Below are 22,714 nucleotides of genomic sequence, written 5' to 3'. Positions count from 1 at the left end.
ACAAAGGGGTGGGTGAAAATGTCGGGGAAAGTGAGAGATTATACGAGACTAGCAAAAGACATTTTAGAGGCCGTAGGCGGGGAAGAGAATGTGATAGGGGCTTCTCGCTGCGCTACCAGACTTCGATTGGTGCTGAAGCGGTCTACCCCTAAAGCGAAGGATATCGTGAAATCGATGCCCGGCGTCATTACGATGGTCATGGTCGCGCCTACAAAGCATGCGATTGGCCTGCGTTCAGCGTCTGGCGTCGAATTGCTTGCGCACATCGGGCTGGATACGGTGACATTTGACGGCACGCCTTTTTCCTTGAAGGTAAAAGAAGGCGATACCGTCAAAAAAGGCGAAGTGCTTGTTGAGTTTGATAAAGCTTTCATTGAAGAGATTGAGGAAAGTGCATTGCATCAAAAAATATTTACAGTCGTAAGCTGAGGAGGAATTAAACATGGGAAACATGCCGAAGGATTTTTTATGGGGCGGTGCTTTAGCTGCCCACCAATTTGAAGGCGGATTGAATCAAGGAGGTAAAGGGCCGAGTGTCGTCGATGTGATGACAGCGGGTGCACACGGCGTGCCGAGAAAAATCACGGATACGATTGAAGAGAACGAGTTTTATCCGAACCATGAAGCCATTGATTTCTATCACAGATACAAGGAAGATATCGCTTTGTTTGCAGAAATGGGATTAAAATGTCTGCGGACGTCCATCGGCTGGAGCCGGATTTTTCCGAAAGGCGATGAGGCTGAACCGAACGAAGCTGGTTTGCACTTTTATGATGATGTGTTTGATGAATTGCTGAAGCATGGGATCGAGCCGGTCATTACGCTGTCTCACTTTGAAATGCCGCTGCACCTGGCAAGAGAATATGGCGGCTTCAGAAACCGGAAAGTCGTGGACTTCTTCGTCAACTTTGCAGAGGCTTGCTTTACCCGTTACAAAGAGAAAGTGAAGTACTGGATGACATTTAACGAGATCAACAACCAAATGGATGTGAACAATCCGCTGTTCCTATGGACGAATTCAGGTGTTGTAGTTGGCGAAAACGAAAACGCCAAGGAAGTCATGTATCAAACGGCGCACCACGAATTAGTGGCGAGCGCATTAGCAGTGGCAAAAGGAAAAGACATCAATCCAGAGTTCCAGATCGGGGCCATGGTATCACACGTGCCGATTTATCCTTTCTCCTCCAATCCTAAAGATGTGATGCTGGCTGAAGAAGAAATGAGGCAGCGCTATTTCTTCCCTGATGTGCAGGTTCGCGGTTATTATCCAAGCTACGCGTTGAAGGAATTTGAACGCGAAGGCTACAACATCACATTCGAAGACGGCGATGATGAGATTTTAAGAAACGGAACCGTCGATTACTTAGGCTTCAGCTATTACATGTCAACAACTGTGAAAAGCGATGTGAAAAATGATAACACTGGCGATATTGTAAATGGCGGCTTGCCGAATGGTGTCGAAAATCCGTACATCACTTCGAGTGACTGGGGATGGGCGATTGATCCAACCGGGTTGAGATATACGTTAAATCGTTTTTATGACCGATACCAAATCCCGTTATTCATCGTTGAAAATGGCTTTGGCGCAGTGGATACGCTGGAGGAGGACGGCAAGGTTCATGATCCGGAACGCATTCAATATTTAAAATCGCATATTGAAGCATTGAAAAAAGCGGTCACGTACGATGGTGTTGATTTAATTGGCTACACGCCGTGGGGCATTATTGATATTGTCTCCTTCACAACTGGCGAAATGAAAAAACGCTACGGCATGATCTATGTTGATCGTGACAATGAAGGAAACGGATCCATGAAACGATATAAGAAAGACTCCTTTGAGTGGTATAAAAATGTCATTCAAACGAACGGTGAGGAACTATAAGAAGCGCTCGAATCGAGCACTTTTACCGTAGTGCCTGGTTCGGTTTTTTTCTGTAGAAAAAGAAAAATCCGCTATCCTGCCAATCTGGCAATATAGCGGATTTCTTATATTAGTTACGGATTAGGTAATCAAACGCGCCGAGGGCGGCAGTTGCACCTGATCCCATAGAAATAATAATTTGGTTGTACGCACTGTCTGTGCAGTCGCCGGCAGCAAATAAGCCTGGTACGCTTGTTGCGCCGTGTTTGTCGACAATAATTTCGCCCATGCGGTTGCGTTCAACCGTTCCTTCTAACCATTCTGTGTTTGGCACGAGACCGATTTGGACGAATACACCTTGAAGTTCAACGTGTTTTTCTTCGCCTGTTTCGCGGTCTACGTATGTGATGCCGTTAACGCTCTGATCGCCTGTGATTTCTTTTGTTTGTGCGTTTTTTACAACAGTAACGTTAGGCAGGCTGTAGAGACGTTTTTGCAGGACTTCGTCTGCTTTCAGTTCCGGTGCGAACTCTAGCACAGTAACATGATTGACAATACCTGCAAGGTCAATTGCTGCTTCGATACCAGAGTTTCCTCCGCCGATAACCGCTACGTCTTTGCCTTCAAACAATGGCCCATCACAGTGCGGGCAGTATGCGACACCTTTGTTTTTGAACTCTTGTTCACCAGGTACGTTGACATTGCGCCAGCGTGCACCTGTTGAAAGGATCACTGTTTTACTTTTCAGAACAGCGCCGTTTTCGAGTTCAAGTTCGAACAGATCTTTCTTCTCAAGGCGTTTCGCACGCTGAAGGTTCATGACATCAATATCATATTCCTTCACATGCTCTTCAAGACTTGCCGCAAGCTTCGGTCCTTCCGTCGCTTTGACGCTGATGAAGTTTTCGATGCTCATGGTGTCGAGAACCTGTCCGCCGAAGCGTTCAGCGACAACCCCAGTGCGGATGCCTTTACGTGCAGTGTAGATCGCTGCACTTGCACCAGCAGGTCCGCCTCCGACAACAAGAACGTCAAACGGCTCTTTGTCAGCAAACTCAGATGCATCTGCGCCGCTGCCCATTTTCGCAAGGATTTCTTCAAGCGTCATACGGCCGCTTCCGAAGGATTCGCCATTCAGGTAAACGGTCGGCACTGCCATGATGTTTTTGCTTTCAACTTCTGCTTTGTATGCTGCACCGTCAATCATCGTGTGCGTAATGTTCGGGTTCAGCACGCTCATCATGTTTAAAGCTTGTACAACATCAGGACAGTTGTGGCATGTCAGGCTGATATAAGATTCGAAGTGGTATTCACCGCTGATCTTCTTCACCTGATCAATGACTTTTTGGTCCACCTTAGGCGGTCTGCCGCTCACTTGGAGCAGCGCCAACACTAATGATGTGAATTCGTGGCCCAGAGGGATACCGGCGAAAGTCACGCCAGTGTCTTCTCCGACACGATTGACACTGAAGCTTGGCGTTCTGTTTAATTCAGCTTTTTCAACTGAAATTTTCGATGACATGGAAGCCAGCTCATCAACGAGAGCCAGCATGTCCTTTGAAATGTCATCTTCGCCTGCGCTAACTTTGAGAACAATGTCATTCTCAATTAGCTGCATATATTGATTTAATTGTGCTTTGATATTTGCATCAAGTACCAATTGAATGCACTCCTTAGATTTTACCTACTAGATCAAGGCTAGGTGTAAGAGTTTCGCCGCCTTCTTCCCATTTCGCTGGGCAAACTTCACCTGGGTTTTGACGAACGTATTGAGCTGCTTTTACTTTGTTTACAAGGTTGCTTGCGTCACGGCCGATACCGCCTGCATTGATTTCTACAGTTTGGATGACGCCGTCTGGATCGATGATGAATGTTCCGCGGTCAGCAAGACCAGTTTCTTCGTCAAGAACATCGAAGTTGCGAGAGATTGTTTGAGATGGGTCACCGATCATTGCGTAAGTGATTTTGCTGATTTTTTCAGAGCTGTCATGCCAGCCTTTGTGTACGAAGTGAGTATCTGTAGAAACAGAGTATACTTCAACACCTAATTCTTTAAGTGCAGCATATTGTTCTTGAAGATCTTCAAGCTCAGTTGGGCATACGAAAGAGAAATCTGCTGGGTAGAAGCAGAATACGCTCCATTGGCCTTTCAAATCTTCGTTTGTTACATCGATGAATTCACCGTTTTTGAATGCTTTTGCTTCGAATGGAAGTACTTCTTTACCGATTAAAGACATAATGTATATTCCTCCTAAAAATGTATTAGAAAGCATATTCGCTTTCAATAATAATTCTAATTATATATGAATTATTAATTAATATATATTTTTTGTCAAGCCATAACCTACTTTTTTTCATCTTACTAAAGGTGTGACAGGTAGGATTTAGGCATTTCTTTTATAACAAATGAGAGCCTGATTCTCAATTAGACAAGGTTTTCAGGGACTTTTGTAAATCAGAATGACAGGCCGTTTTGGCATTTGAACATTTTATGACACCATGGGCAAGGGCAAAGGACAATGGCCAAAAGCAGAATAGAACGGAACAGCAAGCTGCTGTCACATGATGATCTTGGGGATTGTTTCTAGCTATTATTGTATCACTGTTTATGATATTTAAAACATAACTTATGTCTTCTGTTGTTTGGGATAGAAGAAAAAAACACGGTTCAGTTGAAAACTGACCGTGTTTTTGATGACAGGTTATTCAGACCAATTCGTATGGAAGACGCCGTCCATATCAGTCCGTTCGTACGTATGAGCGCCAAAGTAATCGCGCTGCGCCTGTAAGAGGTTCGCATTGGAACGCCCTGTGCGGTAGCCGTCGTAATAAGAGAGCGCGGTAGTTAAGCATGGGAAGGAGATTCCAGTGCTGATTCCCTCGCAAACGACTTTTCGCAGGCCTGTTTGATAGGCATGGAGCTTATCTGTGAAATAAGGCGCGATCAGCAGGTTTGCCAGATTTGGCTGCTCACTGAATGCTTCGCTGATCACGTTAAGGAAATCAGCGCGGATGATGCAGCCGCCTCGGAAAATCAAGGCAATGTCTTTGAGCGGCAGATTCCAGCCGTAAAGCTCAGATGACATCTTATATTGGGCAAAGCCTTGTGCATAGGCGCATACTTTCCCCATGTAAAGAGCCTGTCTGACGTATTCAATCCAGGTGTCTTTATCCAAGTGTTTTTCTTCGGATTCCGGGCCTGCTAATACGTCTTGAGCTGCCATCCGTTCTTCTTTTAAGGATGACAAGTAGCGGGCGAACAAGGACTCTGTGATGATCGTGGACGGGATGCCGTTATCAATCGCCTGCATGCTCGTCCATTTCCCAGTGCCTTTTTGTCCGGTTTTATCAAGGATGACATCGATCAGAGGCTGTCCTGTTTTTTCGTCTTTTTTGCGTAAAATCTCAGCTGTAATCTCTATTAAATAGCTTTTCAGCTCACCTTGATTCCATGTTTCAAAAATAGATGCAATTTCATCTAGCGGCAGACGAAGCGTTTCTCTTAGAAACGTATACGCTTCTGCAATCAGCTGCATGTCTGCATATTCAATGCCGTTGTGCACCATTTTTGTAAAGTGCCCTGCCCCTTTTGGTCCGATATAGACACAGCAAGGGTCATCTCCGACTTGGGCTGCGATTTTTGTCAGGATAGGAGCGGCTTTCTCATAGACGTCGCGATCTCCGCCCGGCATGATGGAAGGTCCTGTTAATGCGCCGACTTCACCGCCGGAAATGCCGACTCCCAGGTAGCCGATCCCTTTTTCCTTCAGCTCGTCATATCTTCTTTCTGTGTCTTCATAGTGGGAGTTTCCTCCGTCCATGATGACGTCGCCTTCTTCAAGCAAAGGCTTTAATGATTGGATGACGGAATCTACGGGTTTTCCCGCTGTGACCATCAAAAAGATTTTTCTTGGTTTTTCTAACGATTGAACAAAGTCCTCAAGCTCGTAATACGGGCTGAGAGATTGTCCATCCAGCTTTTGGATAAGCTGGTCCGTTAAATCTCTGGTGTAATTATAGACAGCGACGTTTTCGCCTTTATTTGCCATGTTTAAGGCGATATTGCTTCCCATTACGCCTAAGCCTATGACACCAATCGTATTGAACATGTGTTACAGCTCCTTCTTAATTTCATACAACTAAACTTAACAATAAAATGAATCCCAGTCCAGCAACGGAAATAATGGTTTCCAGCAATGTCCATGTGGCAAATGTTTCTTTCATGCTTAATCCGAAGTATTCCTTGAACATCCAGAAGCCGGCGTCATTGACGTGTGAAGCGATGACACTTCCGGCGCCTGTTGCGAGCACGACTAACGCCAGGTTAACATCAGAATGACCCAATAACGGAATGACCAGACCTGTTGTGCTTAGTGCGGCAACAGTCGCTGATCCTAGAGAAATGCGCAGGATCGCTGCGATGAGCCATGCCAGAATGATTGGCGATAATGCCGTTCCTTTGAATAAGTCTGCTACGTAATCGCCGACACCGCCGTTGATCAGCACTTGTTTGAAGGCGCCGCCTCCTCCGATGATCAAAAGCATCATGCCGATTTGTGAAATGGCAGTTGAACAAGAATCCATCACGGTTTTGACTGGAATGTTGCGCTTGATGCCCATTGTATAGACTGCGACCAATAACGAAATAATCATAGCAGTCGATGCGTTTCCAATCAATCTGATAAAAGCCAAAACTCCGTTATCTGCAAACCCGATTGTTTCTTGAAGCAGGTCGATAATGGTCGCGACCGACATGATGATAATCGGGAGCATTGCGGTAAAGACACTGATTCCAAAGCCGGGTGTTTCTTCAAGGTTAAACGTTTTTTGTGTGCCGAGTGATGCAATATTGCCGTTTTTCGCAAATGATGCAGGAACGATTTTTTTCGCAAACTTTGTAAATAACGGCCCTGCGATGAGCACTGTCGGAACAGCAACGATAAAGCCGTACAGCAGCACTTCTCCAATGTTTGCGCCATACTCACCGGCGATCGCCGTAGGTCCCGGGTGTGGCGGCAGGAAACCGTGTGTGACGGATAGTGCCGCGACCATCGGGATTCCGAGAAATAAAATAGAAATCTTCAATTCTCTTGAAATCGCAAAGACAATCGGAATTAATAGAACCAGTCCTACTTCAAAAAATAACGCAATCCCAATAATGAATGAGGCAATGACAACGGCCCATTGAATATTTTTCTCACCGAATTTGTTGACGAGCGTCATCGCAATGCGCTGTGCGCCTCCTGAATCCGCGATCAGCTTGCCCAGCATCGCACCGAGTCCAAAGATGAGCGCGATGTGGCCAAGAGTCCCCCCTATTCCTGCTTCGATGGAGCTGACAACTTTATCGAACGGCATCCCGAGTGCCAGTGCCACGCCGAACGATACGACCAGCAGGGAAATAAATGTATTTAATTTTAAGCCCATAATCAGAAATAGTAATGCTAAGATCCCAAGTGCAACGATGATTAACGGCATGGTAATGCCCTCCCCTTCATGTCATGTACTATTTGTGTGTGATTAAGCCCCTCTGATAATCTGCAATTTGTGTATATTGATTTTCTAATAATCTTGATAGATTGATGAAAATCGGCATTAATGTTCTGTATTCCTTGGCTGAGTCTTCGATCGGCGTATGTCTGTATGTGCTGCCGATCATGTCGGACACGGCGTCGAAAGAGTCAATTTTTCCTGTTGCATACAGGCCTAAAATGCAGGCGCCGAGACATGAGCTTTCGTAGCTTTCCGGAACGACAACCTCTGATTCGAAGATATCCGACATCATTTGGCGCCAAACCTCCGACCTTGCAAAACCCCCTGTCGCTTGGATGCGGGTTACCGGGCCATCCATGCATTCAGTTAACGCCAAGAACACCGTGTACAGGTTGTAAATGACGCCTTCCAATGCCGCGCGTATCATATGCTCTTTCTTATGCGACATGGTCAGGCCAAAAAATGAGCCGCGTACATCCGGATTCCACAACGGAGCGCGTTCTCCGGCGAGATATGGGTGGAACAGCAGACCGTCAGAACCGGGTCTGACGCGTTGGGCAATTTTCGTCAGCACGTCATATGGATCAATGCCCAGCCGTGTCGCTGTTTCGATTTCGGAGGAGGCAAACTCGTCTCTGATCCAGCGAAGGACGATGCCCCCATTGTTCACAGGTCCCCCAATAACCCAATGCTTGTCCGTCAAGGCATAGCAAAAAATTCTCCCTTTTTCATCGGTTTGCGGCTTGTCAATAATCGTCCGGATGGCACCGCTTGTACCGATGGTGACGGCGATTTCGCCCTTTTTAATGGCGTTGACGCCGAGGTTGGACAGCACGCCGTCGCTGGCCCCGATGACAAAAGGCGTTTCCGGATCGATTCCCATTTGGATCGCTATTTCCGGGCTGCAGTGCTGAAAGATCTGGGTTGTTGGCACGAGTTTGGATAAGTGATCCGGCGTGATGCCTGCGATGCGCAGTGCCTCTTCGTCCCAATCCAAGCCTTTCAGGTTCATCATGCCTGTCGCTGATGCCAAGGAGTAATCGATGACATACTCATTGAACAGCTGTTTAAAAATGTATTCTTTGATGCCGATATATTTTTTTGCCTTGGAAGCGATTTCTTTTCTTTCATTCGTGATCCAGGCAATTTTACTTAACGGTGCCATCGGATGAATCGGTGTTCCCGTCCGTTTGTACACCTCATGTCCGTTCAATTCCTCTTTGATCTTATGCGCCCAGCCTTCACTTCTGTTGTCGGCCCATGTAATGCATGGCGTCAGCGGCTTGTCATTTTCGTCGATTGCAATGACGCTGTGCATGGCGCTGCTGAACGAAATGAAAGAGATCCGTTTTTCGGGATGCTGTTTTGTAATTCTCGCTGTTGTATGGATGACTGCCTGAAAAATCTCTTCCGGATTTTGTTCAGCTGTTGAGATGTCCGGTGTATAGAGCGGGTAGCCGATGCTTTCTTTCTGTACCACATCTCCGTTTTCACTGAACAGCACAGCTTTTGTGCTTGTCGTGCCGATATCGATTCCTAACATATAACTAGTCATTGCTGTATTCAGCTCCTTTTGCCAGCATTTGTTGTGAGAGCCATAGGTCTTCTACCTTATCCTGCACATCATCAAAGTTTTGGTGAAGAGACTGAATCATCAGCGCCCTATCCTTTGTTTTGATGGCTTGAATATAAAGCTCGTGGTTATCTAAGATCCTTGTGAAGTCTTCATACTTTTCCTTTAACCGTACCCGCATCGATAAAAGAATAAAGCTTTCCATGACGGGTTTTAGATTGTTCCAGATCATCTGAATGTATGAATGATCAATCGCTCGGATAATCGTTTCATGGAACAGCACATCTTGAAATGAAAATTCGTCAGCGTCCTCATATTTGATTGAGACTTTCATCATTTCAAGAATTTTGCTGAGATCCTTAACTAAAGGTTCAATGTCTATTTTGACAAGCCGTTCAAAGACAAATGTTTCTAATAGTAACCGCACATCATAAATTTCCGCGATTTTCTTCTCAGTTAAACCAATCACGACCGCTCCCATTCGTTCTAAGCGGATGATTTTTTCGGATGCGAGTATTTTTAGCGCTTCGCGAACCGGCGAACGGCTTACTGAAAACTCGGCGGCGATTGTATTTTCTGATAAAATGGTACCGCTTTCAATCAGGCCTGAAACGATCCGCATTCTCAGCTCGTATGCGACACGAACCCCGGTTGACGCTTTTGAGAGCCATTTTGCGGGATACAACAGGTCTTTGGAGTCTAGCATACACTCACCTTCCTCACTCAAGGAGTATACTTGTATACAAGTATGATAACGTGAATATTTCTTTTATGCAAACACTTTCATTTCTAATTTTTAATAAAATTTTTCCCAATCATTATGGTATTTATTTCTAAATGGAATATGGTACATTGGAGATAACTAGCATAAGTGAATCATGTTTTGAAAGAGGCGATTTGGATGAAAATCATCATTGCACCTGATTCTTTTAAGGAAAGCTTATCAGCTCTGGAGGCAGCCGAAGCGATAGAAAGAGGTTTCAAATCGGTCTTTCCGGGTGCTGATTACAGAAAATTGCCGGTGGCGGACGGCGGCGAGGGAACCGTTCAATCTCTAGTCGATGCGACCAACGGAAGGATCATAGAGCAAGTTGTCACAGGGCCGCTGGGGGAACCGGTGAAAGCTTTCTTTGGCATGATGGGAGATGGGAGAACAGCTGTGATTGAAATGGCTGCTGCTTCAGGGCTGCATCTGGTGCCTATTCATAAGCGAAATCCGCTCATCACTACAACAAGGGGAACGGGAGAATTAATCGGAGCGGCTCTTGATGCAGGAGCGGAGCGTTTGATTATCGGAATCGGCGGAAGCGCCACGAACGACGGGGGAGCCGGGATGATTCAGGCATTGGGCGTAAGGCTTCTTGATAACTCAGGCCGCGAGATTGGCCCAGGGGGCGGCGCGTTATCTCAGCTTGCATCAATAGATGTTAGCGGGCTTGATTCCAGATTGCGGAATGTCAAACTGGAAGTTGCCTGTGACGTGGACAATCCGTTAACAGGACCAAAGGGTGCTACGGCTGTTTTCGGGCCGCAAAAAGGCGCGACGGCCGACATGCTGGATGTACTAGACCAGAACGTAAGCCATTTCGCTGATATGGCAGAAAAAGAGCTCGGATCAACCTTCCGAGATACAGAGGGCGCCGGTGCAGCGGGCGGTCTTGGATGGAGCCTGCTGACTTATCTTCAGGCTGACCTGAAAAGAGGCATTGATATTGTCCTTAATGCGATTGATTTTGAAAGTATCGTTCAGGATGCAGATCTTGTGATTACAGGCGAGGGACGGATCGACAGCCAAACGGTTCATGGAAAAACGCCGATCGGCGTAGCCAAGGCGGCTAAATCATACGATGTGCCCGTCATCGGTATTGCGGGATCAGTATCACGAGACAGTGATGCCGTCTATCAACACGGGATCGATGCGCTTTTCAGCATCGTCCCCGGAGCCGTGCCGCTAGAAGATGCGTTTGAACATGCCGCGGAATATATGGAAAGAACGGCGCGGGACATTGCAGCGTCTATCAAATTGGCGAAAACGATGTTTCTGATATAGCCGATGCACATGCCAATGCATAGCCATCCTTCTTTTTGGGTAGAGACAGTTAACACACAATGAGGAATTCATCCCAGAAGGAGGACGCAGATATGACTGTACAAGAAATCAAAGGCAAAAAACTAGTAAAAGGCATTGCGCCAAATGTGGAGCCGGAAGCTCTGTTAAATGATAAACGAAAAGTATACTTGTTTGGTTCCCCTAGTTACACAAACATTGGCGACCAAGCGATTGCGTATGCGGAAGAGAAATTTGTCAAAAATCATTTTCCGTATTATGAATACATTGAGATTATGGATTATGCGACGGATGAGGGCATTGAACTGGTGAAGGAGATCATTCGTGAAGACGATATTGTCTGCTTTACAGGCGGAGGGAATTTAGGAAACCTTTATCTTGATATTGAGGAAGACAGAAGAAAGGTCTTTTCGGCGTTTAAAGACTACAAATCAATTTCTCTGCCACAATCCGTTTATTTTGAGGATACAGAGGAAGGACAGAAGGAAAAGAAAAAAACACAGGATGCGTACCATCAAAATACAAACTTAACGATTGCTGCGCGTGAGACGCAAACACTGGATGTTGTGAAAGAGACCTTCAACTCCAATGTGATCTTTACACCGGACATGGTGCTTTCCTTGGATATTGTGCCGCGAGAGCTCGAGCGGGACGGCGTTCTCTTTATTTTAAGAGCGGATAAGGAGAAAGTGACTGACGAAGATTTTATTTCACAGATGAAGCAATGGGCAGAAAAAACAACTTACACAGAGCGTACCGATACGGTGCTGGATACGGTAGACACCATCGATTACGCTGATCGTGAAAAGCATTTTATGGAGATGCTGGACCGCATCGGCTCCAGTAAATTGGTGATTACCGACCGCCTTCACGCGATGATTTTCTCGATTATCACCAAAACACCTTGCCTTGTCTTTGGAAACAGCTATGGCAAAGCCAAACATTCATATCGGGATTGGCTTGAAAGCTTAAACTTCATTGAATATACGGATAAGAATGATGTTGAGGAGCTGGAGCGCATGATTGACCGCCTGCTTCAAGCAGAGCCGAATGACGTTGATTTATCTAAGGACTTTCAGCCGCTGATTGATTTTTTTGCTTCTTAAACGAAAAAGACTGCCCTCCCCCGGGGCAGTCTTTCTTTGTTAAATATGAAACAGCCAGACGACGAGCGGGCCGAAGAATGAGCCGAGCACCGCACAAAGCGTCATGGAGACGGAACTCATGGATACGGCCAATTCCCCATATTCCAACGCTTTGGAGGTACCCAGTGCATGGGAGGCGCTGCCTAATGCAATGCCTTGTCCAAGGGAACTGCGTATGCGAAGCCATTTTAGGAAAAGAGGCCCGAGGATGACGCCTGAAAAGCCCGCAATCATGACAAATACGACTGTCATGGAAGGGACGCCGCCAAGACCGGCGGCGATCTGAATAGCGACAGGGGTTGTGATCGACTTTGGCAGAATGGATAATAAGAGATCATGATCAATCCCGAATGCTTCTGCGAAGATCAGCCCGCTGATCATTCCCATGCATAATCCGACCAGGACGCCGCCTAAAATGGGAACACAATGTTTGACAATGATATGCCATTGTTTATAAAGCGGATAGGCCAGTGCCACGACAGCCGGCCCAAGCAAAGAATTGATCCATTTCCCCCCGATCATATAGCCTTCATAGGAAACATGAAACATCATCAAAACCGCTACAATCAAAATGGTCGTTGTCAGAACGGGGATCAGAAATGGAAGCGGGAATCGCTTATAGAGTTTGACCATCGCTAAATAAGCGGCAACTGTTAAAAGAATTATAATGATCGCGATACATGCTTGCTGCATTTCTCTTTCTCCTCCCGTTTTTTTGCTTTTTTCTCTAATAGCTGGCTGGCGAATCCAGCCGCAATGATCGTGACGATGGTGCTCAGAACGACTGTAATCAGCAGCATCAGACCATTGAATGAAATGAGAGACGGATAGTTTATCACTCCTGTCATTGCCGGGATGAACAACAATGGAAGGAAGGATAATAAAAACCCTGCTCCGTCTTCAATGAGGGAGACGGGAACAATACGGAGGCCCAAGCAGACCAGAAGCAATACCAATCCAACGATGCTTCCTGACACGGGTAAATGAAACAGATGCTGAATGGCTTCCCCGATCATAAAAAATACATATAATATCAACACTTGCAAGATAATTCGTATGACTTTCACATCAAGTGCTGCTCTCCAATCAGAACAGCTTCCTCCTTTCTGGTGCTTGCTTCTAGGATGGTTCTGAGGAATCGCTTTACTTTCTTTTTATATGATTGTACTATACAAGTATAATAATTGATTTAGTCATATAACGACTTGTATTTATTCAGTTAATGTACATTTGTATTATACAAGTATATATGATGTTGTCAATGCCGGAGATTGGAATAGGGAGCGAGAGCGATTGCAAAATCAAAATCCAGTTGAATTAATTGAATATGAGCTGACGACTTTTATCAGGAGAGCTGTTTATCTGGATCAATCGGAGAAAAGAACAGGGAATTTGGAGAGATCTTCGTACTTATTACTGAGACAATTGGATGAGTTTGGGCCTGCTCGTGTTAAGGAATTGGCTGAATCGTTTAAGCTTGATATTTCTACTCTTTCAAGACAAGCAGCTGCATTAGAGGCAAAGGAGCTCATCTATCGTTTCTCAGACCCGTCTGATGGGAGAGTCAGCCTGTTTACCATTACAAAACTCGGCAAACAACTATTAAAAGCCGATCAGCAAAAGCGCCTTGAACGTTATGAACAGATGCTGAAAGAATGGTCAACACAGGAAAAAGAGATGTTCGGCGAGCTGCTGCAGCGTATGAACAAGGCTTTTATCGATTAACAGCTGAAAAACCCATGGTTCGCTGGAACAGCATGGGTTTTTCTTATGGTCAGAGATTATCTGCATCGTTTGGCGGCAGCCCAAGCCACTAGTCCTGCAACAACAGCCGCAGATACAATGGGGCGCTTCGTCGCTTTCGTGTAGTAGCTTCTTGACCTCATCCATCCTTTATTTGTGCCTCTGTCATGCATACCGCAGCCCGCATCATAAAGAGCGCTTTCTTCTCGCGGTTTGGACGGTTTTTCGGCATGCTGGCTGTGATACATGATTTTTTCCATCAGTCTGTCGGTCAGACGAGGGAAAAGCGCGCCCAGCATGGCGATGGCTTTGGCCTGTGAGCCGATGTACATGTCGCGCTTAGGGTGTTCGGCGGCAAACAGGATAGCTTCGGCGACTGCTTCCGGTGGATAGATCATGGAGCGGTAATGAGCCGGCTGTTTGTCGAGGTAGCTGTGCGCATGCTCGTTATAAGGTGTGTCAATTCTGCCCGGGTGGATGAGCGTTACCGAGACGGGCGCCTGTTCCTTTTCGAGCTCCATTCGGATGCTTTCCGTCCAGCCGTGAAGCGCAAATTTGGCAGACGCATATGTGGATTGAATGACCGTTCCCCTGTCTCCGAACAGGCTTCCTACATTAATGAGTGCGCCCGGCACACCTCTGCCGGTGTAGTGTTTGACAGCCGCTCTTGTTCCGTAAACAGGTCCCCAGAAATTTGTGTCGAACATGCGCTTCATGTCTTCGACGGTGACGTCCATGGCATGTCCGAAAGTCGAGACGGCCGCATTGTTGACCCATGTGTCAAAGTGGCCGAATGTGCTGATCGCGGTTTCTGCGATGCGGTTGACGTCCTCTTCTTTTCCGACATCCGCCTTTACCCATATGGCGTCGTGCCCTTTTTCCTTAAGTTCATCAGTGAGCTCCTTCAGCGCCTCTTCATTTCGCGCTGCTGCCACGACCTTTGCGCCTTTTTCAGCTGCCATTCTCGCCGTGACAAGTCCGATACCGCTTGAAGCGCCGGTAATGACGATCACCTGATCCTTAAGCTTTTTCAGTTTGAGCTTTGTTTTTATGGCGGGGTTTTGTCGTTCAAGCTGTTCTGTATTCGTGACTGAATGATCGATTGTCATTGAGAGATCCCTCCTAGACGCTGTTTTTGTACATTACCCCATCCGGAAGGGTCTTACCCCTTTTGACAATCACAGGGTTCTTTTTTATATTATATAAGTCGCTCTACCATACCTAGGAGGGAATGTTTTAATGACTAGCAGAGGAGATTCACGTGAAAAAATCCTTCACACGGCGTCACGTCTGTTCCAGCTGCAAGGATATCACGCGACAGGTTTGAACCAGATTGTAAAAGAAAGCGGTGCTCCTAAGGGATCGCTTTATCACTTTTTTCCGAAGGGCAAAGAAGAACTAGCAATTGAAGCGGTTACATATACGGGTAAGATCGTTGAACATCTGATACAGAAAAGCATGGATGAATCCTCTGATCCTGTTGAAGCGATTCAGCTTTTTATCAAAAAAACAGCCAGCCAATTTGATAACACAGAAAGCATTAAAGGTATTCCAGTCGGTTTGCTGGCGAGTGAGACAGCGTTAATCAGTGAACCGCTGCGGACGGTTTGCATGAAGGTGTTTAAAAGCTGGGAAGCGGTTTTTGCCAGAAAATTAATGGAGAACGGATTTGCAGAAGAAGAAGCAAATCAGCTTGGAACGCTGATTAATTCGATGATTGAGGGTGGCATCATGCTTTCGTTAACGAATAAAGACAAAACGCCTCTTCTTCTCATTGCCGAACAAATACCAGTGCTGGTGAGAAAAAAAGGGTAGCATTTTGTTATCCTTTCTCCTACAATTATATAGAACGGTCTAGACAAATAAATGATAATATATAGACTGGTCTAAATTGGAGGAAGCGATAATATGAAAACATTATGTACACATTCATTGCCTAAAGATAAAATGCCTTATTTGCTCCGGAGCGGAGAAGGCGAGCGCTATCTGTTCGGCAGACAGGTTGCCACGGTGATGGCGAATGGGAGGAGCACAGGTGATTTGTTTGAGATCGTGCTTCTTTCCGGGGGAAAAGGAGATGCCTTTCCGCTTCACGTCCACAAGGACACACATGAAGGAATTCTCGTTTTGGACGGGAAACTGGAACTGACACTTGATGGTGAACGCTATTTATTAATATCAGGTGATTATGCGAACATTCCGGCGGGAACACCGCACAGCTACCGGATGCAGAGCCACAGAACAAGACTGGTATCTTACACGATGAAAGGAAACGTAGCGCACTTGTATTCCGTTATTGGGAATCCGTATGATCACGCTGAACATCCGCCGTACGCAAGCGAAGAAGTCTCAAACGAGCGATTTGCAGAAGCAGCCGCTGTAGCGGACATTGTATTTCTAGATGAAGGAAAGCCTGCATGTTCGGCCAAATTAGCGGAACTTACAGAGCTGCCAGATGGAGCGGTTCCATACGTTCTTGAATCTGGAGAAGGAGATCGCCTGTTGACTGGAGATCAGCTTCACCGCATTGTGGCTGCACAAAAAAATACAGATGGCCAGTTTATCGTCGTATCCTCTGAAGGCCCTAAAGGTGACCGAATCGTTGATCACTACCATGAACATCATACAGAAACATTTTATTGCCTTGAAGGTCAGATGACGATGTGGGCAGATGGCCAGGAAATTCAGCTGAATCCGGGAGATTTCCTGCATGTCCCTGCAAATACCGTTCACTCCTATCGCCTTGATTCTTACTATACAAAGATGGTGGGCGTATTGGTTCCTGGTTTATTTGAACCGTTTTTCCGGACGTTAGGCGACCCGTATGAAGGCCACATCTTCCCATGTGAGCCTCAGGCTTTGCACTTTGATCGCGTTTTGCAGAATATCGAAGCATTAGATTTAAAGGTGATGAAACCATAAAGATGACAAGATTGTAAGGTTTTCATGCCGGCCTGACACCTAAATCGATGTTTCCGCGCTTCATTTTTTCATACCCTTAAGGTACAGAAAAAAGGAGCGTGATGGCTATGTCTTCATTACAGCCGACTTTAACAAATGAGCGGATCGGTGTGCTTGATGTGCTGAGAGGAATGGCGATTTTCGGCATCTTATTTGTCAATCTGGCACATTTCAGTTATCCGGATATGTATTTGTCTATGCTTGGAAAAGAGAATTTTTTCATGGATAAGTGGTCTGAAGCTGATTTTGCCGCCGCAGACATACTGAAATTCTTCATTCAAACAAAATGTATTTTATTGTTTTCCTTTTTATTTGGATTTGGCATGGTTGTCATGATGGAGAGAGCAGAAAACAAAGGGAAACGGTTTGTTCCGTTATATGTGAGAAGGTTAATGGCGCTTCTCTTGTTTGGAACGATTCATGCCTTTTTGATATGGGACGGGGATATTTTAACAGAATATGCCCTGCTCGGTTTTGTCCTGCTCTTGTTTCGAAAAGCAAAGCCGAAAACACTGCTGATATGGGCGGTCTCTTTGTATTTTCTGTTTTCCATTCCGTTCATGTTGACAAGTTTTGATCAATCAAACGGACAGGAATGGGTACAAGCGGTAACACAGCAAGCAAAACAAGCGATTCATGTTTATGGAAGCGGCAGCCTGAGGGACATTGCAGAACAACGGATCCATGATCGTCTTGTTTACATGTCTTCGAATGGCATGCTTACGTATAATCCGCTCAACTTTTTCTTTGCATCCATTCCATATTTCAGCATGTTTTTGCTGGGAGCTGCGGCAGCAAAATCACGGTATTTGCATGAACCGGAAAAGCATCGCAAAGGATTAAAACGATTATGGATGGCTGGGCTTGTCATCGGCATCGGCGCCCATGTGCTGTACAGTGTAACGGAAAAGGAACTATTTCTGCTGATTGGCGCGCCTTTCCTCATGTTTTTCTATGTTACAACGGTTGTCTATCTTTATCATAAAACAAAAGTGAGAACAGTGTTGCAATCATTCTCCGCTGTTGGGAGGATGGCATTTACCAATTATTTGATGCAGTCTATTGTGTGTACTTGGATTTTTTATCATTACGGCTTGGGCCTGTATGGAAAAGTGTACCCTGCTGCGGGCGTGCTCATTACAATTGCTGTTTGTGCCGTTCAAATGGTCTTCAGCCACCTTTGGCTTCGTGTCTTTCGGATGGGGCCGTTTGAGTGGCTGTGGAGAAGCGCTACGTATCTGTCGTGGCAGCCTATTGTAAAGAAAACAAAAGTCTAGATGCCTATTGGCGTCTAGACTTTTTTCTATTATTTATACACGACACGTGTTTTGCAAATGATGTCATGCAGGCCTTTTTTCTCTCCAAAGGCGATCATGATAAACCCGATATAAAAGATGATTCCAGATAAGATATAGGCAAAGTAACGGCCAATTCCCTGTCCGGCAGAAACCCGTTCGCCTTGTTCATTGACCACTTTCAGGCCAAGAATTTTTTTGCCAAGTGTGCCTTGCATTTTAGAAGCTGTGAGCAGCCCGTAATATAACACACTGATGACGATCATGATCAGCATAGTAGGCAAAAATGCAAGCGTCATGTATTTCACTAAATACTCTTCTTCCGTCATGTAAGGGTTTGTTGCCACAGCCCCAGCTACAAAAACAGAATTGATTACAAATAGAATAATATAACTAGGAACAGATACAATAATGCCATCAATAAAATAAGCTAAAAAACGAATCCAAAATCCTGCTGGTTTTTCCATGTATTTTTCTCTCTCCTCTGAATTAATCTGGAATAGTATACTTTGAAAAATAAGTACATGCAATATGATATGGTGATAAAATCCTGATATTACAGAAAAATGAGTCTTTTATCCTTTGTTTTTTACTATATAAATATACTAGAAAGAATTATAGCATTTGTGTATGCATTCTGGAATTTTTTAATAAATAATGAATTTTCTACACAGCTCTCTTATAATGAAAAGGTTAATATTTCTATCTAAGGAGGAGTTTGATGTCTAGAAAAAACAGCGTGGCGATCATGACAGCCATTTCTGCGTTTCTTTTTTGCGCCGTGATTGTGGCGGCTTCACTTTCGCCGCTGGCCGGAACGGGAGCGGCGGCCAATCAGTTTAATTCGGTTGGCATGTGGTCAGCTGTCGGTATGATCCTTGTATTGTATTTTATTCCATTTCTCGTTTATACGCTCGGAGTCGATGCAATGAGGTATGTCATGGCGGTGCTTTGCGGCTTTGGGCTTTTGATTCATTTGTCTTCGGCCGGTTTTATCTTGATGTTTAGTTTCTTTAGTGACCATCTGCTTTCTGAGGTGATCTTTGTTTTCGGAATTAGTCTCGCTGCGGCTGCTGTCAACGTCATTTGGTTTGTGGCTGCATTTCGGCCGGGTGCTGAAAAAACGTCCGTGAATACTCTTACATAGTTTTCTAGTTTGTGATGTTTTTGTGAAATAGATTTATAAAATGGATGAATATGTTATGATGGTCACAAATTAGAAGTTACATATAATGGGGGTCTCAATGATGGTCAAGTCATTTCGTATGAAAGCTTTGATTGCGGGAGCTGCGGTGGCGGCGGCTGTTTTGGCCGGCGCTGTTTCTGATGTGCCCGCTGCCAAAGTGCTTCAGCCGACAGCTGCTTATGCGGCGGAAACGGTGTTTTCTCAAAATAATGGAGCATCTGGCTTTTTGCCAGGAAGATATGATGTACAAGCGATGGCGCCTGCCATGTTTAACTGGTCACGCGAAAGCCGGTTCGCCGGAAATACAGACGGGACGCTGAAATGGCAAAACGACATCAGAACGACTCCGCAAAATGGAGCGGGGGCTGTGATTGACGGAGACGGCACAGTATATCTTCATTCCAGAGACGGGGAAATGAAAGCCTTTAATCCAGACGGCTCAGTCAAATGGGTGACTGGCAATCTTGGAAAAACATATACGCAATCTCCTGTACTTGGGACCAACGGCGTTATCTATTTGGCATCCTATGACAAAAAGATTTATTTTATTGACAAAGAAACGGGAGAAATTTTAACAACGGTTCCGTTAAGCGGCGGGCCAAGCTCTGAAACGGTGATCGGTTCAGACGGGACGTTGTATTTCTCAACACTTGATAATTATGTTCACGCGATCAAACCGACGTCAAAATCAACTTGGACAGAGCGCTGGAAGTTGAAAACAAATGGTGTCGTCAGCTCTGTGCCGGTGCTTGCCAAAAACGGCACCGTGTATGTCGGCACATATAATTACGTGTTTTATGCGATCAACTCCGGAACCGGACAGGTGAAATGGTCCAGAACGACGTCAAATGCGTTTAAAGGATATCCGGTGATTGATAAGGACGGAAACATTTATGCCGGCAACCAAGATGGACAGCTGTATGCCTATACATCAACAGGCAGTTTGAAATGGACATTCCCGTTAAACGGGTTCTCCAGCTCATCTCCTGCGATTGATCATAATGGCAATATCTACATCGGCTCAGGAAGCGGCGAGCTGTTTTCCATAAGCAAAAACGGGGATATGAACTGGTCATTCTATACAGACGGTCCTGTCAGAACGGCGCCGCTGATTGACGCGAAGGGAACGGTGTATTTCGGGTCGGATGATATGAAGGTTTATGCGGCAGACGCAAACGGCAATGAATTATGGAGCTATCAAACCGACAGCAACGTCGTGTCTTCTCCTCAGCTCGCTGAGGACGGAACGCTTTATATTGGAAGTTATACGAAGCTGATGGCTTTTGGGAAATAGTAAAACAGGCTGGCGAGGTTAACTCGGCAGCCTGTTTTTTTGATCAATCAAGATATTTATTTTTATAGACAACCTTTGTCCCGCAAATATAATCATGTAATGCCAGTTTAGAGGGAAAGGCCGCCATGATAAAACCGATATATAAGATCTTAAATAATGTGTAAGCGAAGAAACGGCCGAAGCTGTGCCAAAAAGAAATACGCTCGCTATACTGATTGACAACGATGATGCCCATGAGTTTTTTTCCCAATGTTGCTTGCATGTTTGAGGAAGTCAGCAAGCTATAGTAAAGAATAGCGAAAATAAATATGATGGCCAAAACAGGGATTGTGCCAATGATCAACATGAAAAACTCATATCGGGCTTCTGACATGTGTGTACCTGCTGCATCAATGAGTGGCAACACAATGAAGGTGTTAATAAAATCATAATGAAAGAGAATATAGCTATAATAAATACATCAATAATAGAGGCGGCTGCCCGAATCCAAAATCCTGCTGGTTTTTCCATGTATAATATTCTCCCCTTTGAAGTTTTCTGGGATATTATACGTTAGAGGCTGCAGGGTTTCAATGAGATAGACTAGAGGAATTTTGCCTCGTTTGAAAATGGTATTTTATCACTTTTAATCTCTTTATTTAGGTGATATAAAGATAAAAAAAGAACCTGCAAGATGATGCAGATTCTCTTCATTACGATTATTTAGAGGCCTGAATAAAGACACCCTTCTCATGAGAAAACTCTTTGAATCCGTATACCCCATGATAGGAGCCGATTCCGCTTGTGTTGACACCGCCGAATGGCAGGTTGACGTCACTAAAATGGACGACGACATCATTGATGGCGGCATTTCCTGATGTCGTGTGCTGAAGGACGTTGTCAATCAGGTCTTGGTTTTTGCTGAACACATAAAGTGCAAGCGGTTTATCGCGGTCATTTACGTAATCGATGACCTCGTCGATGTCTTCATAGTTCATCATTGGCAGGATCGGTGCGAAGATTTCCTCCTGCATGATTTTCATGTCAGACGTGACGTTTTTCAAAACGGTTGGTGAGATCGTGCGGTCGCTGGCATCGAATACGCCGCCGAACACCACTTCCGCCCCTTTTTCGATGGCATCGTCGAACAGATCTTTGACGCGGTTGAAGTTGCGGTCATTGACGATCTGCGTAAATTTGCTGCGGTCTGGGGTATGATCATCCTCCATAAATCCAGCGTTGACGACTGTTTGTAAAATCCCCGCGAACCTGTCCTGAACGTCTTTTTTAATGAACAGGTAATCAGGTGCGATGCAGGTTTGGCCGGCGTTTACGAATTTCCCGACGGCGATCTTTTTCGCTGCGTCCATCAGATCGTATTCACTGTCGATAATCGTCGGGCTCTTGCCGCCAAGCTCAAGTGTGACAGATGCCAAGTGTTTGGCAGCCGCTGTCATGACAATTTTCCCGACATTTGTGCTTCCAGTGAAGAAAATATGGTCGAACGGCTGATCAAGTAGTTCGGTTGCCACCTCAACCTCTCCTTCAAAAATCGCGACTTCTTTTTCATCAAAAGCGTCTCTTATCACTTTAGCGGCAATGTTGCTCGTGTTCATCGTGAAATCGGACAGCTTCACAATCGCGCTGTTTCCGGCTGCGAGAGAAGCGGCAAGCGGCGCCATCGTCAGCATAAACGGATAGTTCCACGGGCCGAGGATGAGTGTGACGCCTTTAGGCTCGTACATAAGAATTCCGTTTGCGTCAGGGCTTAACGATGAACCGACTTCTTTAGGCGCCATCCATTGTTCCAGGTTATTCATATTATCTCTAATCGCTTTTTTTGTTCCTTCGATTTCCGCTTTTTTGACTTCGTGATATGGTTTGCGGACGTCTTTGCGGATCGCTTCGATGATTTCTTCTTCATGGGCGATGACGGAATCTAAAAAGCGTTGAAGCTTTTCTCTCCGCTGTTCCGCTGTTGAAGCGCGCAAGGCTTTTTGCTGTTTTTTCTGAAGCTGAAAGACACGCTGGATGTCGTTCTTTACTTGCTGTTCCATTGTAAAATCCCCCTCATTTGCTTTCTTCTTTTCTCGGACCTATTATAAGGTGGTACCTT

21 protein-coding genes and 1 pseudogene are annotated in these 22,714 nt (G+C 45.4%); 10 read left to right on the top strand and 12 right to left on the bottom strand.

The genetic code is table 11. The features are described from left to right. Window positions 1-18 precede the first annotated feature (18 nt). Window positions 19-429 (top strand): PTS glucose transporter subunit IIA, encoded by a 411-nt coding sequence (locus tag NYE20_RS21775; RefSeq protein ID WP_161621094.1) that lies wholly within the window; start codon window positions 19-21, stop codon window positions 427-429. 13 nt (window positions 430-442) lie between these two features. Further along, the gene (gene bglA, locus NYE20_RS21770) at window positions 443-1,882 is read left to right on the top strand and encodes a 6-phospho-beta-glucosidase BglA (protein ID WP_339184103.1); all 1,440 of its coding nucleotides are present in this window, start codon (window positions 443-445) and stop codon (window positions 1,880-1,882) included. 109 nt (window positions 1,883-1,991) lie between these two features. Here bglA and ahpF read toward each other — a convergent pair whose 3' ends face one another. From ahpF to gntR, 6 genes are all read right to left on the bottom strand, one after another. Next, a complete protein-coding gene (ahpF, locus tag NYE20_RS21765; protein WP_017697262.1) occupies window positions 1,992-3,521 on the bottom strand; it encodes an alkyl hydroperoxide reductase subunit F in 1,530 nt (509 codons plus the stop codon). 13 nt (window positions 3,522-3,534) lie between these two features. After that, window positions 3,535-4,098, bottom strand: coding sequence for an alkyl hydroperoxide reductase subunit C (ahpC, locus tag NYE20_RS21760; RefSeq protein ID WP_003243686.1), 564 nt, complete (start codon window positions 4,096-4,098; stop codon window positions 3,535-3,537). 465 nt (window positions 4,099-4,563) lie between these two features. After that, window positions 4,564-5,970: a decarboxylating NADP(+)-dependent phosphogluconate dehydrogenase gene (gene gnd, locus NYE20_RS21755; protein ID WP_029726133.1), complete on the bottom strand. Its 1,407-nt coding sequence runs from the start codon at window positions 5,968-5,970 to the stop codon at window positions 4,564-4,566. 22 nt (window positions 5,971-5,992) lie between these two features. Next, window positions 5,993-7,339 (bottom strand): gluconate permease GntP, encoded by a 1,347-nt coding sequence (gene gntP, locus NYE20_RS21750; RefSeq protein ID WP_003243139.1) that lies wholly within the window; start codon window positions 7,337-7,339, stop codon window positions 5,993-5,995. A gap of 28 nt (window positions 7,340-7,367) precedes the next feature. Then, entirely contained in the window at window positions 7,368-8,909 is a 1,542-nt protein-coding gene (gntK, locus tag NYE20_RS21745; protein ID WP_069323031.1) for a gluconokinase, read from the bottom strand. Then, the gene (gene gntR / locus NYE20_RS21740; protein WP_014478509.1) at window positions 8,902-9,633 is read right to left on the bottom strand and encodes a gluconate operon transcriptional repressor GntR; all 732 of its coding nucleotides are present in this window, start codon (window positions 9,631-9,633) and stop codon (window positions 8,902-8,904) included. The genes gntK and gntR overlap by 8 nt, the downstream gene beginning before the upstream one ends. 195 nt (window positions 9,634-9,828) lie before the next feature. Between gntR and NYE20_RS21735 the strand changes: the two genes are divergently transcribed. Together NYE20_RS21735 and NYE20_RS21730 are read left to right on the top strand one after the other, a co-directional pair. After that, on the top strand, window positions 9,829-10,977 hold the full coding sequence (locus NYE20_RS21735) for a glycerate kinase (protein ID WP_141949333.1): 1,149 nt from the start codon (window positions 9,829-9,831) through the stop codon (window positions 10,975-10,977). A 92-nt stretch (window positions 10,978-11,069) separates the two neighbouring features. Next, window positions 11,070-12,101 carry a polysaccharide pyruvyl transferase family protein gene (locus NYE20_RS21730; RefSeq protein WP_161621095.1) on the top strand — a complete coding sequence of 344 codons (1,032 nt, stop codon included), beginning with the start codon at window positions 11,070-11,072 and terminating at the stop codon, window positions 12,099-12,101. Window positions 12,102-12,140: 39 nt separating this feature from the next. Here NYE20_RS21730 and NYE20_RS21725 read toward each other — a convergent pair whose 3' ends face one another. Both NYE20_RS21725 and NYE20_RS21720 read right to left on the bottom strand, forming a co-directional pair. Further along, entirely contained in the window at window positions 12,141-12,833 is a 693-nt protein-coding gene (locus NYE20_RS21725; RefSeq protein WP_014478506.1) for an LrgB family protein, read from the bottom strand. Continuing rightward, complete coding sequence (locus NYE20_RS21720) at window positions 12,803-13,207, bottom strand: CidA/LrgA family holin-like protein (protein WP_070548265.1); 405 nt, start codon at window positions 13,205-13,207, stop codon at window positions 12,803-12,805. The genes NYE20_RS21725 and NYE20_RS21720 overlap by 31 nt, the downstream gene beginning before the upstream one ends. A gap of 226 nt (window positions 13,208-13,433) precedes the next feature. On the opposite strand from NYE20_RS21720, the gene NYE20_RS21715 reads away from it, so the two are divergent. Then, window positions 13,434-13,865: a MarR family transcriptional regulator gene (locus tag NYE20_RS21715; protein ID WP_003243994.1), complete on the top strand. Its 432-nt coding sequence runs from the start codon at window positions 13,434-13,436 to the stop codon at window positions 13,863-13,865. 56 nt (window positions 13,866-13,921) lie between these two features. On the opposite strand, the gene NYE20_RS21710 is transcribed toward NYE20_RS21715, so the two are convergent. Further along, window positions 13,922-14,992 (bottom strand): SDR family oxidoreductase, encoded by a 1,071-nt coding sequence (locus tag NYE20_RS21710; RefSeq protein ID WP_161621096.1) that lies wholly within the window; start codon window positions 14,990-14,992, stop codon window positions 13,922-13,924. Window positions 14,993-15,122: 130 nt separating this feature from the next. Here NYE20_RS21710 and yxaF point away from each other — a divergent pair, with 130 nt between their 5' ends. From yxaF to NYE20_RS21695, 3 genes are all read left to right on the top strand, one after another. Beyond that, complete coding sequence (gene yxaF, locus NYE20_RS21705; RefSeq protein ID WP_032725021.1) at window positions 15,123-15,698, top strand: transcriptional regulator YxaF; 576 nt, start codon at window positions 15,123-15,125, stop codon at window positions 15,696-15,698. A 93-nt stretch (window positions 15,699-15,791) separates the two neighbouring features. After that, window positions 15,792-16,805 (top strand): quercetin 2,3-dioxygenase, encoded by a 1,014-nt coding sequence (qdoI, locus tag NYE20_RS21700; protein ID WP_161621097.1) that lies wholly within the window; start codon window positions 15,792-15,794, stop codon window positions 16,803-16,805. Window positions 16,806-16,912: 107 nt separating this feature from the next. Continuing rightward, window positions 16,913-18,121 carry a DUF418 domain-containing protein gene (locus NYE20_RS21695; protein ID WP_161621098.1) on the top strand — a complete coding sequence of 403 codons (1,209 nt, stop codon included), beginning with the start codon at window positions 16,913-16,915 and terminating at the stop codon, window positions 18,119-18,121. Between the two features lie 29 nt (window positions 18,122-18,150). On the opposite strand, the gene NYE20_RS21690 is transcribed toward NYE20_RS21695, so the two are convergent. After that, on the bottom strand, window positions 18,151-18,606 hold the full coding sequence (locus NYE20_RS21690) for an RDD family protein (RefSeq protein WP_032725025.1): 456 nt from the start codon (window positions 18,604-18,606) through the stop codon (window positions 18,151-18,153). 254 nt (window positions 18,607-18,860) lie between these two features. Between NYE20_RS21690 and NYE20_RS21685 the strand changes: the two genes are divergently transcribed. Then, on the top strand, window positions 18,861-19,286 hold the full coding sequence (locus NYE20_RS21685; protein WP_128747304.1) for a DUF5391 family protein: 426 nt from the start codon (window positions 18,861-18,863) through the stop codon (window positions 19,284-19,286). A 100-nt stretch (window positions 19,287-19,386) separates the two neighbouring features. Next, a complete protein-coding gene (locus NYE20_RS21680; RefSeq protein ID WP_128442109.1) occupies window positions 19,387-20,619 on the top strand; it encodes a PQQ-binding-like beta-propeller repeat protein in 1,233 nt (410 codons plus the stop codon). Between the two features lie 43 nt (window positions 20,620-20,662). Here NYE20_RS21680 and NYE20_RS21675 read toward each other — a convergent pair. Both NYE20_RS21675 and NYE20_RS21670 read right to left on the bottom strand, forming a co-directional pair. Further along, window positions 20,663-21,129, bottom strand: a pseudogene (locus NYE20_RS21675) (RDD family protein). 188 nt (window positions 21,130-21,317) lie between these two features. Next, window positions 21,318-22,655 carry an aldehyde dehydrogenase family protein gene (locus NYE20_RS21670; RefSeq protein WP_161621099.1) on the bottom strand — a complete coding sequence of 446 codons (1,338 nt, stop codon included), beginning with the start codon at window positions 22,653-22,655 and terminating at the stop codon, window positions 21,318-21,320. Window positions 22,656-22,714: the final 59 nt, after the last annotated feature.

Origin of the sequence: Bacillus sp. FSL R5-0416, assembly GCF_037975425.1 — a bacterium.
Taxonomy (GTDB): Bacteria; Bacillota; Bacilli; order Bacillales; family Bacillaceae; genus Bacillus; species Bacillus subtilis.
This window is presented reverse-complemented; position numbering and strand designations above follow the sequence as displayed.